Annotated in this window: 20 protein-coding genes; 7 read left to right on the plus strand and 13 right to left on the minus strand. The window is 67.6% G+C overall.

Annotation, left to right across the window (positions count from 1 at the left end):
- Positions 1–3 precede the first annotated feature (3 nt).
- Together tmk and A0O31_RS07520 are read right to left on the minus strand one after the other, a co-directional pair.
- Positions 4–603 (minus strand): dTMP kinase, encoded by a 600-nt coding sequence (tmk, locus tag A0O31_RS07515; RefSeq protein ID WP_071677321.1) that lies wholly within the window; start codon positions 601–603, stop codon positions 4–6.
- Positions 604–1,332, minus strand: coding sequence for a Nif3-like dinuclear metal center hexameric protein (locus A0O31_RS07520; protein WP_071677322.1), 729 nt, complete (start codon positions 1,330–1,332; stop codon positions 604–606).
- A 62-nt stretch (positions 1,333–1,394) separates the two neighbouring features.
- Here A0O31_RS07520 and A0O31_RS07525 point away from each other — a divergent pair, with 62 nt between their 5' ends.
- Complete coding sequence (locus A0O31_RS07525; RefSeq protein ID WP_071677323.1) at positions 1,395–3,200, plus strand: S9 family peptidase; 1,806 nt, start codon at positions 1,395–1,397, stop codon at positions 3,198–3,200.
- Positions 3,201–3,235: 35 nt separating this feature from the next.
- Here the strand turns inward: A0O31_RS07525 and A0O31_RS07530 are convergent, their stop codons facing one another.
- The 6 genes from A0O31_RS07530 to A0O31_RS07555 are packed head-to-tail and all read right to left on the minus strand — an operon-like array spanning position 3,236 to position 5,455.
- Entirely contained in the window at positions 3,236–3,502 is a 267-nt protein-coding gene (locus A0O31_RS07530) for a DUF3467 domain-containing protein (RefSeq protein ID WP_071677324.1), read from the minus strand.
- Positions 3,499–3,846: a roadblock/LC7 domain-containing protein gene (locus tag A0O31_RS07535; protein ID WP_071677325.1), complete on the minus strand. Its 348-nt coding sequence runs from the start codon at positions 3,844–3,846 to the stop codon at positions 3,499–3,501. The genes A0O31_RS07530 and A0O31_RS07535 overlap by 4 nt, the downstream gene beginning before the upstream one ends.
- Positions 3,847–3,856: 10 nt before the next feature.
- The gene (locus A0O31_RS07540) at positions 3,857–4,186 is read right to left on the minus strand and encodes a roadblock/LC7 domain-containing protein (protein WP_071677326.1); all 330 of its coding nucleotides are present in this window, start codon (positions 4,184–4,186) and stop codon (positions 3,857–3,859) included.
- On the minus strand, positions 4,174–4,551 hold the full coding sequence (locus A0O31_RS07545; RefSeq protein ID WP_071677327.1) for a roadblock/LC7 domain-containing protein: 378 nt from the start codon (positions 4,549–4,551) through the stop codon (positions 4,174–4,176). Before A0O31_RS07545 ends, A0O31_RS07540 begins: the two co-directional genes overlap by 13 nt.
- Before the next feature lies 1 nt (position 4,552).
- Complete coding sequence (recR, locus tag A0O31_RS07550) at positions 4,553–5,137, minus strand: recombination mediator RecR (protein WP_071677328.1); 585 nt, start codon at positions 5,135–5,137, stop codon at positions 4,553–4,555.
- Complete coding sequence (locus A0O31_RS07555) at positions 5,138–5,455, minus strand: YbaB/EbfC family nucleoid-associated protein (protein WP_071677329.1); 318 nt, start codon at positions 5,453–5,455, stop codon at positions 5,138–5,140.
- A 30-nt stretch (positions 5,456–5,485) separates the two neighbouring features.
- On the opposite strand from A0O31_RS07555, the gene hemB reads away from it, so the two are divergent.
- Positions 5,486–6,466, plus strand: coding sequence for a porphobilinogen synthase (gene hemB / locus A0O31_RS07560; RefSeq protein ID WP_071677330.1), 981 nt, complete (start codon positions 5,486–5,488; stop codon positions 6,464–6,466).
- Here hemB and A0O31_RS07565 read toward each other — a convergent pair.
- Genes A0O31_RS07565 through A0O31_RS07585 form a run of 5 tightly spaced genes read right to left on the minus strand, consistent with a single transcriptional unit; the run spans position 6,463 to position 10,181 of the window.
- Positions 6,463–6,840, minus strand: coding sequence for a VOC family protein (locus A0O31_RS07565; RefSeq protein ID WP_071677331.1), 378 nt, complete (start codon positions 6,838–6,840; stop codon positions 6,463–6,465). The two genes, hemB and A0O31_RS07565, sit on opposite strands and share 4 nt — an antisense overlap.
- Complete coding sequence (locus A0O31_RS07570; RefSeq protein ID WP_071677332.1) at positions 6,840–7,127, minus strand: glutamine synthetase/cystathionine beta-lyase binding protein; 288 nt, start codon at positions 7,125–7,127, stop codon at positions 6,840–6,842. Before A0O31_RS07570 ends, A0O31_RS07565 begins: the two co-directional genes overlap by 1 nt.
- A gap of 45 nt (positions 7,128–7,172) precedes the next feature.
- The gene (gene guaA, locus A0O31_RS07575; protein WP_071677333.1) at positions 7,173–8,684 is read right to left on the minus strand and encodes a glutamine-hydrolyzing GMP synthase; all 1,512 of its coding nucleotides are present in this window, start codon (positions 8,682–8,684) and stop codon (positions 7,173–7,175) included.
- 12 nt (positions 8,685–8,696) lie between these two features.
- On the minus strand, positions 8,697–9,308 hold the full coding sequence (locus tag A0O31_RS07580; protein WP_071677334.1) for a KaiC associated regulatory domain protein: 612 nt from the start codon (positions 9,306–9,308) through the stop codon (positions 8,697–8,699).
- 48 nt (positions 9,309–9,356) lie between these two features.
- Complete coding sequence (locus tag A0O31_RS07585) at positions 9,357–10,181, minus strand: KaiC domain-containing protein (RefSeq protein ID WP_071677335.1); 825 nt, start codon at positions 10,179–10,181, stop codon at positions 9,357–9,359.
- 37 nt (positions 10,182–10,218) lie between these two features.
- On the opposite strand from A0O31_RS07585, the gene A0O31_RS07590 reads away from it, so the two are divergent.
- The 5 genes from A0O31_RS07590 to pth all read left to right on the plus strand — a co-directional run bounded on the left by A0O31_RS07590 (position 10,219) and on the right by pth (position 13,587).
- Positions 10,219–10,686, plus strand: a complete 468-nt coding sequence (locus tag A0O31_RS07590) for an S-ribosylhomocysteine lyase (RefSeq protein WP_071677336.1) — start codon at positions 10,219–10,221, stop codon at positions 10,684–10,686.
- The gene (gene mtnN / locus A0O31_RS07595; RefSeq protein WP_071677337.1) at positions 10,683–11,345 is read left to right on the plus strand and encodes a 5'-methylthioadenosine/S-adenosylhomocysteine nucleosidase; all 663 of its coding nucleotides are present in this window, start codon (positions 10,683–10,685) and stop codon (positions 11,343–11,345) included. Before A0O31_RS07590 ends, mtnN begins: the two co-directional genes overlap by 4 nt.
- 13 nt (positions 11,346–11,358) lie before the next feature.
- Positions 11,359–12,282, plus strand: a complete 924-nt coding sequence (locus A0O31_RS07600; RefSeq protein ID WP_071677338.1) for a ribose-phosphate diphosphokinase — start codon at positions 11,359–11,361, stop codon at positions 12,280–12,282.
- Positions 12,283–12,349: 67 nt separating this feature from the next.
- Positions 12,350–12,970 (plus strand): 50S ribosomal protein L25, encoded by a 621-nt coding sequence (locus A0O31_RS07605; RefSeq protein WP_071677339.1) that lies wholly within the window; start codon positions 12,350–12,352, stop codon positions 12,968–12,970.
- Between the two features lie 50 nt (positions 12,971–13,020).
- Complete coding sequence (pth, locus tag A0O31_RS07610) at positions 13,021–13,587, plus strand: aminoacyl-tRNA hydrolase (RefSeq protein WP_071677947.1); 567 nt, start codon at positions 13,021–13,023, stop codon at positions 13,585–13,587.
- The last annotated feature ends 4 nt before the right edge of the window (positions 13,588–13,591 follow it).

Raw genomic sequence — 13,591 nt, forward strand, 5'->3', positions numbered from 1 at the left:
CCATTATGGCAGAAGGGGAAGGAGGTGGCGCTGGATTTCCGCCTGGAGGGCCTCTATGGGCCTTGTGGCGTCCAGGACCACGAAGCGCTCGGGCTCGGCTTCCGCAAGGCGCAGGTACCCCTCCCGTACCCGCCCGAAGAAGGCAAGCCCAAGGCCTTCCAGGCGGTCGGGGTCTTTCACCCGCTTGAGGGCTTCTTCGGGGGGAAGGTCCAGAAGGAAGGTGCGGTGGGGCTTAAGGCCCAAGGTGGCTCCCTTGGCCACCTCCAGGAGCCAAGGGAGGGGAAGCCCCCGGCCGTAGCCCTGGTAGGCCAGGCTGGAGTCCAGGTAGCGGTCGGAGATCACCCAAAGCCCCTCCTGGAGGGCCGGGAGGATCACCTTGCGCACGTGTTCCGACCGGTCGGCGCTGAAGAGGAGGTATTCCGCCTCTGGGGAAAGGGCTTTCCCATGGAGGAGGACCTCCCGCACCTCGGGCAGCCCCCCGCCCGGCTCCCGGGTAAGGCGCACCCCAATGCCCCTCCCCTCCAGGAAGGCGGCCAGCAGTCTGGCCTGGGTGGACTTGCCCGCCCCGTCCAGGCCCTCCAAGGTGAGGAAAACCCCAGCCATCTAGAGCCCCGTGGGGTGGTCCAGGAAGACCCAGGGGAGGCCGAAGCGCTCTTCCAGGTGGGCCGCCAAGGCCTTTACCCCGAAGACTTCCGTGTCGTAGTGGCCGGCGTAGATGACGTTGAGCCCCCGCTCAAAGGTTTCGTGGAAGGCGCTGTGCTTGGGTTCCCCGGTGATGAAGAGCTCCGCCTCCACCCGGCCCACCAGGCCCGCCGCGCCTCCGGAGACGATGACCACCTCCTGCACCTGGTCCCGCCCTCCTTGGTGCACCAAGGGCTGCATGCCCGTAAGCTGCCCGAGCATGTCCGCCACCTGGACCAAGGGGGTGGGGAGGGGGAAGCGGCCCCTAACGCCCACGTCGTAGGGCTCCAGGTCCACCAGGCCCAGGGCCCGGGCCAGGACGAAGTTGTTCCCCACCTCGGGGTGGGCGTCCAGGGGGAGGTGGGCGGCGTAGAGGTTGATGCCGCCCCGGAAAAGGAGTTCCAGGCGCCTTTTGTGGTGCCCCCGGATGGGGAAAGGCTTGCCCCAGAAGAGGCCGTGGTGCACCAGGAGGAAGTCCACCCCCTCCTCCAGGGCTTTCTGGAAGGTGGCCTCCGCCGCGTCCACCGCCGCGCCCACCTTGTGCACCGCCTCCTTGCCCTCCACCTGGAGGCCGTTGAGGGAGGGGTCCTGGGGGAAGGCCGCCAGGTTCAGGTAGCGGTCCAGGTAGCGCACGAGCTCGTCCCGGTCCATGGACCCTAGCTTACCGGAAGCCCCCCCTGGGCGGATGGCTGACCGGTCAGTATCATGGGGGCGTGGAACCCGAAGCCCTTTTTAAGCTCCGTTTCCTCACCGGCCTCACGGAAGGCCCCGAGGGGCTTCCCCTTTTCGTCCTCACGGACATCCTCGAGGGGGACCCGCCCCGCTACCGCTCCCGCCTGGCCCTTTTTGATGGGGCTTTGCGCCTTCTGACCCAGGAGGAGGCCAAGAGGCCCCGGTATGCCGACCCCTATGTGTACTTTTTGCGCCGCGTGGGGGAGGGGGACGAGCTCTTCCGCCTGGACCTGCGGGGAGGCGAGGCGGAAAGGCTCACGGAAACCCCAGGGGTCTTGGACTACGCCGTGGGCCCCTCGGGGGAGGTGGCCTTCCTGGCCCTGAAGGAAGCCCCCAGACCCGGAAGCCCCCGGCGTTTTGAGGGTTGGCCCTTCAAGTTTGACGGCCGGGGCCTTCTGCCCGAAGGGAACGTGGCCCTGTACCTGCTAAAGGATGGGGAGAAGCGGCTTCTTCTGGACCGCTACCCACCCCCCAAGGAGATGGCCTTCGCCCCGGAGGGCCTTTACCTGGTCATGCCGGAGGACGCCAAGGCCCAGGCGGCGTGGCGGGATACCCTTTTTCTTCTGGGGGAAGGGGACCTAAAGAGGGTTTACGGGGGCCATGGCCCCATCTTCGGCCTGGAGTGGAGCCCAGAAGGGCTTTTCTTCCTGGGCCACGCCTTTGAGCGGGGTGGGGGGACGGAGGCGCGGCTTTACCACCTGAAGGGGGGCGAGGCCCGGGTCCTCTTCACGGGAAGCCTGCAAAACTCCATCAACAGCGACCTCCGCTTTGGCGCCCACTTCCAGGGGCCCAGGTGGGGTGGGGACGGGGTCTATGTGGTGCGCACGGAAGAAGGGGTGGCCCGGCTTTACCGGGTGGGCCTGGATGGCGAGGCGGAGGCCCTGCCCGCCTCGGGCAGCGTCCTTTCCTTCGCCCGCACCTCCCGGGGGCTATTCCTCCTCACGGAGGGCTTCACCCACCCCGCCCGCCTGGAAGGCCCCTTGGGCACCTACGACCCCAACGCGGGGGTCCTCTCCCTGGCCGAGCCCGTGCCCACCGCCTGGGAGAGCCCGGAGGGGCACCGGGTGCCGGGGTGGGTGCTCCTGCCCGAGGGGGAAGGCCCGCACCCCGTCATCCTCTACATCCACGGGGGGCCCCACACCGCCTTCGGGGCCGCTCCCATGCTGGAGCTCCAGCTTTTCCGGGCCCACGGCTACGCCGTGGCCTTCTGCAACCCTCGAGGCTCCACGGGCTACGGCCAGGAGTACGCCCTTTTAGAGGGGGCTTGGGGCGAGCGGGACGAAAGGGACCTCTTGGGCTTTTTGGACCACGTGCTCGCCCGCTTTCCCTTGGACCCGGGCCGGGTGGGGGTGGCGGGCGGGAGCTACGGGGGCTATATGGTGAACTGGCTCACCGCCCGCCATCCCGAGCGCTTCAAGGCGGCGGTCACCGACCGGAGCATCTGCAACTGGCTGAGCTTCTTCGGCAGCAGCGATATCGGCCCCCGCTTCACCTACCTGGAACTTTTCGCCAAACCGTGGGAGCGCCCCGAGGTCCTTTGGGAGAAAAGCCCCCTAAGGCTTGTCCACCGGGTGAAGACCCCCACCCTGGTGGTCCATTCCGAGGCGGACCACCGGTGCCCCATAGACCAAGGGGAAACCTGGTACACGGCCCTCTTTCACCTCGAGGTGAAGGCGCGGTTTTTCCGGGTGCCCGAGGAAGGGCATGAACTCTCCCGCTCCGGCCGGCCTGACCGCAGGCTAGCGCGGCTTCGGGCCTACCTGGACTGGTGGCGGGAAAACCTTTAGGGCTGGGCCCTTGCCCAGCCCTTTTGGCGTCTTTCCTAGGCCTGGTTTTCCGCCACCGGCTCGGGGATGGGGCCGAAGGTTTCCTCGTAGCGGGCCACGTTCTCCGCCAGGCTCCGCAAGAGGGCCTTGGCGTGCCCCGGGCTCGTGATGATCCGGCTCACCACCATGGCCCCGCCCTGGGGCTGGAGGAGGGCGAAGTCTAGGATGAACTCGTTCTTGGTGTGGGCGATGAGGGCCAGGTTGGTGTAGCGGCCCAGGGCGGTGTCCTTGTCAATTTGGATGTCCAGCTTCAGCTCGCTCATGCCAGTGCCTCCTGGATTTTGGGAAGGGCCCGTTTCAGGGCGAGCCGCACCCGGCCTAGGCTTTTGGCCCCGTCCAGGAAGAGGAGGAGGTGGTGGCCGGGAAGCGGCACGAGAAGCAAAGCCCCCTCCGGGTACTCTACCATGACCTCCTCCACCCTCTCTTGGCCCAGGGTTTGGGCCAAGGCCTTGGCGGTGCCCAAAACGGTGGCGGAGCGGGCGGCGAGGAGGCTGGCTTCGGGGGCGCTTTCCTCCCGCACCTCCTCCACCACGAACCCGTCCTCGCTCAGGAGGGCCGCCACCCGCACCCCCCGGGTTTCCTTAAGCTCCTTGAGGACCTCCAGCATCCCTTACCTCCTAAAGGCTTTGCACCTTGAGGGCGATGCGGGAAAGCTCCTGCCCTATGGCCTTGCGGTCCATGCCCCGCTCCAGCACCGCCCCCAGGATGTACTCGCCCACCCGCAGGGCCAGCACCTCGTGGGTATCGGTGGCCAGGGTGAAGCGGCGCACCTCCCCGGAAAGGGCCTCCGCCAAGGGGGTCATGTGGCGCACCAAGGAGGCAAGCTCCGCCGCCAGGACCTCGGCGGGGGGGGCGCCCCGGCCCAAGGCCTCAATGACCAGGCCGTCCAGCCCGGTGAGCACCGCCCGCTTTACCCCCAAAGGGGCCAGGCTTTCTAGGTAGGCCATCCCACCACCTCCCAAAGCTTCTCCGCTGCCTTGGCGGCCTCCACCCGGGCCCGGCCTAGGTTGGCCGAGGGCTCCATGAGGAGGAGCAGGAAGAGGTCCTCCCGGGCCTTGGGGGCACGCGCCATCCGGGCATAGCCTACCACGGGATGCCCGCCTATCCAGAGCTCTTCCACCCGGGAAGCGCCCAGGCTTGCGGCGTAGGTGGTTCGCGCTTGGCGGAGGAGGGCGGCGTGCTCGGCGATGGCCGCCTCGAGGTCCACCCGCTTCCGCCTCGCCCCCTCCACCAGAAGCCCGTCCAGGGTGCCGACCCCTGCGGCGAAGGCGCCTTCTACGCGGTCCAGCAGGCGTTGCAGAATCTCCTCCATGCTAAAGGGGCTTCCTCCCCTCCAAAGCCCGGCCCAGGGTCACCTCGTCCACGTACTCCAGGCTTCCGCCCACGGGGAGCCCGTAGGCGAGCCGGGTGGCCTTGATTCCCCGGCGCCTGAGCTCCTCCGCCAGGTAAAGGGCCGTGGCCTCCCCCTCCACGGTCATGGAGGTGGCGAGGACCACCTCCTTCACCCCGGGGAGGCGGGGCCAAAGGCTTTCCAGGTTGAGCTCCTTGGGGCCGATGCCCTCCAAGGGGTTGAGCGCCCCTCCCAGAACGTGGTAGACCCCGGTAAACTCCCCGCTCCGCTCTAAGGCATAGAGGTCCGCCACGGTCTCCACCACGGCGAGGAGGGTGCGGTCGCGGCCCTCGTCCTGGCAGATGGGGCAGAGCTCCCCTTCCGCCAGGTTGCCGCACACCCGGCAGACCCCCAGGGCCCGGGTGGCCTCCAGGGCCTCCCGAAGCCCTTCCGCCTCCTCCCGGTGGAAGGCCAGGTGGAGGGCGAGCTTCTGGGCCGTCTTAGGGCCAATGCCGGGGAGGCGGGAGAGGGCCCGGGCGAGCTTGAGGAGGCTTTCGGGGTACCGCATCTAAAAGAGCTTCCCCAGCATCTGGCCCACGCCCCCAAGCTCCCGGGCCATTTCCCTTTCGGAAAGCTCGTGGGCTTTTTTCTGGGCATCCTGGATGGCCACGAGGAGGAGGTCTTCCAGGCCCTCGAGGTCGTCCTGGAAGGCGGTGAGCACCTCGGGCTTGAGGCGCACGGCCAGGATCTTGCCGTGCCCGTTGGCCTCCACCTCCACCAGGCCCTGGGCCGTGCCCACCACGGTCATGGTTTCCAGGCGCTCTTGGATCTCCGCCGCCTTCTTCTGGGCCCTTTGCGCTTCCTTGAGGAGCTTTTGTAGGTTCATCGTCCCTCCCCTATGAGTATAGTGGAAGGCATGGAGCGCCCAAGAAGGCTGCGTTCCCCCCTCCTGCGCCCCTTGGTGGCCGAGGTGGAGCTTTCCCCCCGGCACCTCATCCTTCCCCTTTTCGTGAAGAGGGAAGGGGAAAGGGAAGAGGTTTCCTCCATGCCTGGGGTCTACCGCCACCCCATAAAGGACCTACCCCGCCTGGGGGAGGAGGCCCTGAGGGCAGGGCTTGGCGGGGTCATCCTCTTTGGGGTTCTCCCCGAGGGGGAGAAGGACCCCCTAGGCCACGGGGCCTACGCCGAGGAGGGGGTGGTGCAGCGGGCCATCCGCCTCCTTAAGCGGGAACTCCCCGAGCTCCTGGTCATCGCCGACACCTGCCTTTGCGAGTACACAAGCCACGGCCACTGCGGGGTGGTGCGGGAAGGGCCTTGGGGGTTTTACGTGGATAACGACGCCACCCTGGAGCTTTTGGCCAAGACCGCCCTCTCCCAGGCCCAGGCGGGGGCGGACGTGGTGGCCCCGAGCGCCATGATGGACGGCCAGGTGCGGGCCATCCGGAAGGCCCTGGACGAGGGGGGTTTCCCCCACGTGCCCATCCTCTCCTATGCGGTGAAGTACGCCTCCGCCTTCTACGGGCCCTTTCGGGAGGCGGCGGCGAGCGCCCCGGAGTTTGGCGACCGCTCGGGCTACCAGATGGACCCCAAGGCGGGGCTTTGGGACGCCCTAAGGGAGGCGGGCCTGGACGACCAGGAAGGGGCGGACCTCCTCATGGTGAAGCCGGCCCTGCCTTACCTGGACGTGCTCGCCGCCCTGAAGGGGCGCCTGGCGAAGCCCCTTTTCGCCTACCAGGTCTCCGGGGAGTACGCCATGCTCAAACTCGCCGCCCTCAAGGGGTACCTGGACGAGAGGCGGGCGGTCTTGGAAACCCTTTACGCCATCCGCCGGGCAGGGGCCCAGGGCATCCTCACCTACGCCGCCCTCGAGGCCGCCCGTTGGCTTAAAGAGGGCTAAAGGTCCCAGATTTTGGCGGGGGCGAGCTCCACCAGGTTCCCCTCGGGGTCGCGGGTATAAAGGCTTTTCCCCTTGGGCCACTCCGCCCAAAAGACGGGAAAGCCCAGGGCCTTCAGCTTCGCTTCCCACAGGGGAAGCTCTTCCTCCGCCACCCGGAAGGCCACGTGGACGCTCCCCCGGGCCCCGTGGGGGGGAAGGAGGGGGTCCTTCTCCGTGTGCTCGGGGTTGAACACCAAAAACACCCCCCGCCCGGCGCGGAAGAAGGCGTGGCGGGGGGGCTTGTACTGGAAGCAGGGCAGGCCCAAGACCCCCTCGTAAAAGGCCCGCGCCTTTTCCAGGTCCCGGGCGTAGACCGCGGTTTCCAGGACCTCCACTACTTGAGCCGGGCGATGAGTTCGGCCACGGGGATGGCCTCGAGGGTGGTGGTCTTCACGCTCCCCCGGGAGGCCAGGTGGAGCATGGCCCGGGCCACGCTGGCGGCGTCCTCCGCCTCCACGATGTTCACGAAGTCATAGGGGCCCAGCACGGCGTACTGGGCCACCACCTTCACCCCGAAGTCCCGCTCCAACTCCTGGTTCACCTCCTTGATGCGCTCAGGGTTTTTCACCAGGGTTTCCGCCCCGTCGTCCGTGAGGGTGCTGAGCACGATAAAGGTGGGCATGGCTTGCCTCCTTGCCCTAAGTGTACCAAAGCCTTCCGCCGCCGCTCACTCCCACTCTATGGTGGCGGGGGGCTTGGAGGTGATGTCGTAGACCACCCGGCCCACCTCGGGGACCCGCCGGGTGATGCGCCGGGCCACCTCGTCCAGAAACTCCAAGGGAAGCCTGGCCCAGTCGGCGGTCATGAAGTCCTCCGTGGTCACGGCCCTGAGGGCCAGGACGTAACCGTACTTCCGCTCGTCCCCCGCCACCCCCACGCTCCTTAAGGGGGTGAGGACGGCCAGGGCCTGGGCCACCTGCGGGTAAAGCCCCCATTCCTTGAGGAGGCTTGTGAAGAGGTCGTCTGCCCGCCTTAGGATCTCCAGGCGCTCCTCGGTCACCTCCCCCAGGATGCGCACGGCAAGCCCCGGTCCCGGGAAGGGGTGGCGCAGGCGGAGGGGGTCGGGCAGGCCTAGGAGGAGGGCCAGTTCCCGCACCTCGTCCTTGAAGAGGAGGCGGAAAGGCTCTAGGAGGGCGAATTCCAAGTCCTCCGGTAGCCCCCCCACGTTGTGGTGGCTCTTGATCTTGGCCGCCCCGTGTCCCCCTGCCGACTCAATCACGTCGGGGTAGAGGGTGCCTTGGGCCAGGAAGCGGAAGGGCCCCCTTTCCCGGGCCACCTCCGAGAAGACCGCCACGAACTCCCGGCCGATGATCTTCCGCTTCTCCTCGGGGTCTTCCACACCCTTGAGCGCCCGAAGGAAGCGCTCCTTGGCCTCCACCACCAGGAGGTTCACCCCAAGGGCCCTTAAGGCCCCTTCCACCTCCTCCCGCTCCCCCAGGCGCAAAAGCCCGTGGTCCACGAAGACCGCCAGGTGGTCCACCCCGGCCTTGGCCAGGAGGAGGGCCAGGGTGCTGGAGTCCACCCCCCCGGAGACCGCCAGGAGGACCCGCTCCTTCCCCACCCGCTCCCGCACCTCTTGGAGGAGGCTTTCCAGCACGTGCTCTGGGGTCCAATCGCGGGGAACGCCGGCTATCTCCAGGAAGTTCTCCAGTATCTGCATCCCCTTGGGGGTGTGGGCCACCTCGGGGTGGAACTGCACGGCGAAGGTCCTGCCGTCCGGCCCCTCCATGGCCGCCACGGGGTTTTCCTCGGTGGCGGCGGAAACCCGCCAACCGGGGGGAAGCTCGGTGACGGCGTCTTGGTGGCTCATCCAGACCTGGACCTCTCCCGAAAGCCCCCGGAAGAGGGGGCCCTCGTAGCGGGTGAGGAGGGCCTTGCCGTACTCCGCCCGGCCCGCGCGCTCCACCTTGCCCCCGAGCTCCTGGGCGAGGAGCTGCATCCCATAGCAGATGCCCAAGGTGGGGAGGCCTAGCTCCAGGAGGCGGGGGTCGGGGCGGGGGGCCTCGGGGTCAAAGACGCTCTTGGGGCCGCCGGAGAGGATGAGGGCTTTGGGCTGGTGCTTGAGCACCTCCTCCAAGGGGGTGGTCCCCGGGAGGATGAGGGAGAAGGCCCGGAGTTCCCGGAGCCTCCGGGCGATGAGCCTTGTGTACTGGGAGCCGAAGTCCAGGACCAGGACCACGGCCCCAGTCTACTATGCCTCCAGGTGGAGCCTTACCTGGTGCAGGAGCTCGGCGGGGTTTTGCACGGGGTACTCCAGCCGCTCGAGGATCTCCTCCGCCGGCCTATCCAGGATGCGCAAGCCCCGGAGCCTTTCCAAGAGCGTTTCCTTGTTCACGGGGAAGTCCAGGCCCTTCACAGCCTTGAGCACCAGGACGGCCCAAGGGATCCCCATCATCTCCACAAAGCGCTCCAGGAAGTAGCCGAGCACCCGGGGTTCCTCCTGGCCTTGGCGGATGGCTCGGTAAGCGGCTTTGGCCAGCCCCCCCGCCACGTGGGTGCGAAGGCCTTCCCCTTCCGCCATCTCCGTCACCTTCTTGAGGGCGGTTTCCGGGTCGGCGCGGAGGATCTGGCGCACCGCCGCAGTGGAAAGGCCCAGTTCCTTGGCGATGGCCTCGTCGCTCCACATGGCCTCCTGGGCCAAGACCACGGCGTAGGCGGCGGTCATGAGGCTTGCCGCCCAGGTGAGGCGCCTCTTTTCCGCCATGGCCCTGGGCCCGCCCAGCAGGTCAATCACCTTGAGGAAGACCCGAAGCACGGTGGCTTCTAGCTCCTTGGGGTTGGGCGACCGAGGAGGGAGTATCATAGGTTCCTACTTTCTGCCATTATAGCAATCTATATGTGTCTTGCCAAGTTAGTTTCCTAGGGGTGGCCCCACCTCCAAGAGCCCTTCTGGACGTATGTGAAGGTAGTGGGTCCGGGTGTCGTGGCCCGAGAGGCGGCACCCGTCTATCCGCAGGAAGCGCACCACCTCCCCCAAGGGCACCCGGTAGAGCTTGGCCTGGGCGGGGTTCATCACCAGGAGCTTGGCCAGGACCACGGTGGCGTCCAAGATGTGGCTCACCGCATAGCCGCCGGCGGCCTCGGCGGAAAGCTCTTCGTGGCCGGAGCGTTTCTGACTGACCATGACGGCGGTGAGGTCGTGGCGTTTGCTGAAGGCGTACACCTGCCGCACCACCTGCCGGGCGGCGATCTCCTTGGCCTCGTAAAGCCCGGTGAGGGAGTCCACCACCAGGTGGCGGGCGTTTTGGGCAAGGCCTTCCTCGAGGGTGGCGAAAAGGGCCTGGAGGTCCTCGCGAAGGGCGGTATAGGTGGCGGCATCGGCGATGAGCACGTTCTCCAGGACCTTTTCCTTAAGCCCCATGGCCCTGGCCCGGAGCTTCAAGCCCTGAACCAAGAGAGGGGCTGGGGTTTCCGTGGTGACGAAGAGCACGGCCTCGCCCCGTTCCGCCTGTTTAAGGGCGAACTGTTCGGCCAAAAGGCTCTTCCCCGTGTCGGAAACCCCGGTGACGTGCACCGCCGCCCCTTGGGGAAAGCCCCCTAGGGGTTTGGGTTTGAGGGTGGTGGGGTCTAGGGTGAAGAAAAGCTCGTCCAGGCCCTTTACCCCCGTGGGCACCCCTTTGAGCGGGGGGGCTTTGGCGGCAAGCTCCGAGGCGCTTTGCAGTTTGGGCTTCTGCATGCCCTCATTTTCCCCCGAGATGGTGTGTAATGAGGGCATGGCCGAGGTGGAGAGCTTCGCCCTGGACCACACCAAGGTCCAGGCTCCTTATGTGCGCCTAGCGGGCAGGAAGCCCTTGGCAGGCGGGGTGGTGGAGAAGTACGACCTGCGGTTCGCTCAGCCCAACCGGGAAACCATTCCCACCGCCAGCCTCCACACCCTGGAGCACCTCCTGGCCGGGTACCTGCGGGACCACCTGGAAGGGGTCATTGACCTTTCCCCCATGGGGTGCCGGACGGGGTTTTACCTGGTGGCGGAAGGCCCCTTGGACGAGGAGCGGGTCTTGGTGGCCTTGGAGAGGGCCCTGCGCGACGTCTTGCTCCACCAGGGGCCCATTCCCGGGGCGAGCTTTAGGGAGTGCGGCAACTACCGGGACCACGACCTGGAAGGGGCTAAGGCTTGGGCGGAAAGGGTCCTGAAGGCGGGGCTTCGGGTGCAGCCCACGGTTCCCTTGGAGGGGCGGTGACGGCCTTCTTCGCCGCCGAGCCCGAGGAGGCGGGGGCCATCCGGGAGGCCCTGGGGGCGGGGGTGCTCCTGGAAGCCCCCTTTCCCCTTTACCGGGGCGAGGGGGTTTTGGTGGCGGAAACGGGCGTGGGCAAGGTGGCGGCGGCCATGGCCGTGGCCCACGTTCTCACCCGCTTCGCTCCCAAGGAGAGCTTCTTCCTGGGGGTGGCGGGGGCCTTGGACCCCGGGCTTAGGGCCCTGGACCTCCTTTTGGCGGAGCGGGCGGTGCAGTGGGACGTGGACCTCACCCCCTTTGGCCGGGCCCCGGGGGAGACCGCCCTGGGGGTGCGCTTTTTCCCCTCGGACCCCCACCTTTTAGAGCGGGCGGAAGGGGCGGCCTTGGCCCTGGGCCTGCCCTCGAGGCGGGGGGTGGTGGCTACGGGGGACCGGTTTCTGGCGGACCGGAAGGAGGCGGAAAGGCTTCGCGCCCTCCACGGGGCCCACGCCGTGGAGATGGAAGGGGCGGCTGCCCTCATGGTGGCCTACCGGTTCCGCCACCCCATGGCCTTGGTGCGGGCGGTGACGGACGGGGCGGGGGAGGGGGCGGAAGGGGACTTCCAGGCCTTTTTGCGGGAGGCCTCGAGGCGGCTCGGCCTCCTGGCCCGGGCCCTCGTATACTAAGAGGGGGGTTCCAATGCAAATCCGCCTCTTCACGGGTAACGCCCACCCGGGCTTGGCCCAAAGGATCGCCGAGGCCCTAGGCGTGCCTTTGGGCAAGGCCCTGGTGGACCGCTTCCCCGACGGGGAGATCCGGGTGCGGCTATTGGAGAGCGTCCGGGGGGACGACGTCTACCTCATCCAACCCACCTGTCCCCCGGTGAACGAGCACCTCATGGAACTCCTCCTCCTGGCGGACGCCGCAAGGCGGAGCTCCGCCGGCCGCATCAACGCCGTCATCCCCTACTTCGGCTACGCCCGCCAGGACAAGCAGACGGAGGGCCGCGAGCCCGTGAGCGCCAAGCTGGTGGCGGGGCTTTTGGAGCGGGTGGGGGTCCACCGGATCATCGCCATAGACCTCCACGCCCCCCAGATCCAGGGCTTCTTTGACATCCCCGTGGACCACCTTTCCGCCGTGCGCCTCTTCGCCCGCTACCTCCAGGAAAGGGGCTATGCGGAAAACGCCGTGGTGGTCTCTCCCGACGCCGGCCGGGCGGAGGAGGCCAGGCGGCTCGCTGAACGGCTTGGGCTACCCCTGGCCATGCTGGCCAAGCGCCGCCACGGGCCCAAGGAGACCTCCGTCACCTACGTCATCGGGGACGTGCAGGGGAAAAGGCCCCTCATCATAGACGACATCGTCTCCACGGGCGGGACCATAAGGCGGGGGGTGGAGGCGCTTCTCCAGGCGGGGGCCTTGCCCGAGGTGGTGGTCATGGCCACCCACCCCGTCCTGGTGGGGGAGGCCCGGGAAAACCTGGCCCACCCCGCCATCCGGGAGGTGGTCTTCACCGACACCATCCCCCTAAAGGACGGCGGCTACACCGTGCTTTCCACCGCCGAGCTCCTCGCCCAGGCCATCCGCCACGTGCACACCAACCAGTCGGTGAGTGCCCTCATCTAGGGGGATGTGGTAAGCTTTCCTTTGTGCGCCCCTTGGGGGGGCAGGGTTTTGCGTGCGAGGAGGAGCCATGGAGTACCGCCTAAAGGCCTATTACCGGGAGGGGGAGAAGCCCGCCGCCCTAAGGCGTGCGGGGAAGCTCCCCGGGGTCATGTACAACAAGAGCCTGAACCAGAAGGTCTACGTGGAGCTGGGGGAGTTTGACAAGGTCTTCCGTCAGGCCTCCATCCACCATGTGATTGTCCTGGAACTCCCTGACGGCAAGGAGCTCCCCACCTTGGTGCGCCAGGTGAACCTGGACAAGCGCCGCCGCCGTCCGGAACACGTGGACTTCTACGTGCTTTCCGACGAGCCCGTGGAGATGTATGTGCCCCTGCGCTTCGTGGGCACGCCCCAGGGGGTGCGGGAGGGCGGGGTGCTCCAGGAGGTGCACCGGGACATCCTGGTGCGGGTTTCTCCCCGCAACATCCCCGAGTACATTGAGGTGGACGTTTCCGGCCTCGGCATCGGGGATAGCCTCCACGCCGCCGATCTGAAGCTGCCCGAAGGGGTAAAACTCGCCATCTCCCCCGAGGAGACCATCGCCGCCGTGGTGCCCCCGGAGGACGTGGAACGCTTGGCGGCCGAGGCGGCGGAGGCCCCCGCCGAGCCCGAGGTCATCAAGAAGGGCAAGAAGGAGGAGGAGGCCTAGCCTCCCCCTTGGGGGCGGGGGGCTTGGGCTCCCCGCTTTCTTTTAGGGCCATGTTCTTGGTGGTGGGGCAAGGCAACCCCGGGGAGCGCTACGCCCATACCCGGCACAACGTGGGCTTCATGGTCTTGGACCGGCTGGGGTTTCCCTTTCGCAAGAAGGGGGAGGCCCTTTTGGCGGAGGCGGAGGTGGGGGGGCAGAAGGGCTTTTTCCTGAAGCCCCTCACCTACTACAACCTCACGGGCCAGGCGGTGGCCCCCTTGGCCCGCTTTTACAAAATCCCTCCCGAGCGCATCCTGGTGGTCCACGACGAGATGGACCTCCCCTTGGGCCGCCTGCGCCTAAAGGCGGGGGGAAGCCCTGCGGGAAACCGGGGGGTGGCCTCCATCGCCGAGGCCCTGGGTACCTTGGCCTTCCACCGCTTAAGGGTGGGTATCGGCAAGCCCCCTGCCAAGGAGCTAGGAGCGGCCTACGTGCTTTCCCCCTTCGCTCCCGAGGAGCTCCCCCTTTTGGAAAGGGTATTGGAGGCGGCCAAGGAGGCGGTGCTCTGCTGGGTGGAGCGGGGGCTTCTCCCCTGCGCCGACCGCTACAACGGCCTGGACCTGCGGGAAAACCGCTAAGCTT

The sequence above is a fragment of the Thermus brockianus genome, assembly GCF_001880325.1.
Lineage (GTDB): Bacteria > Deinococcota > Deinococci > Deinococcales > Thermaceae > Thermus > Thermus brockianus.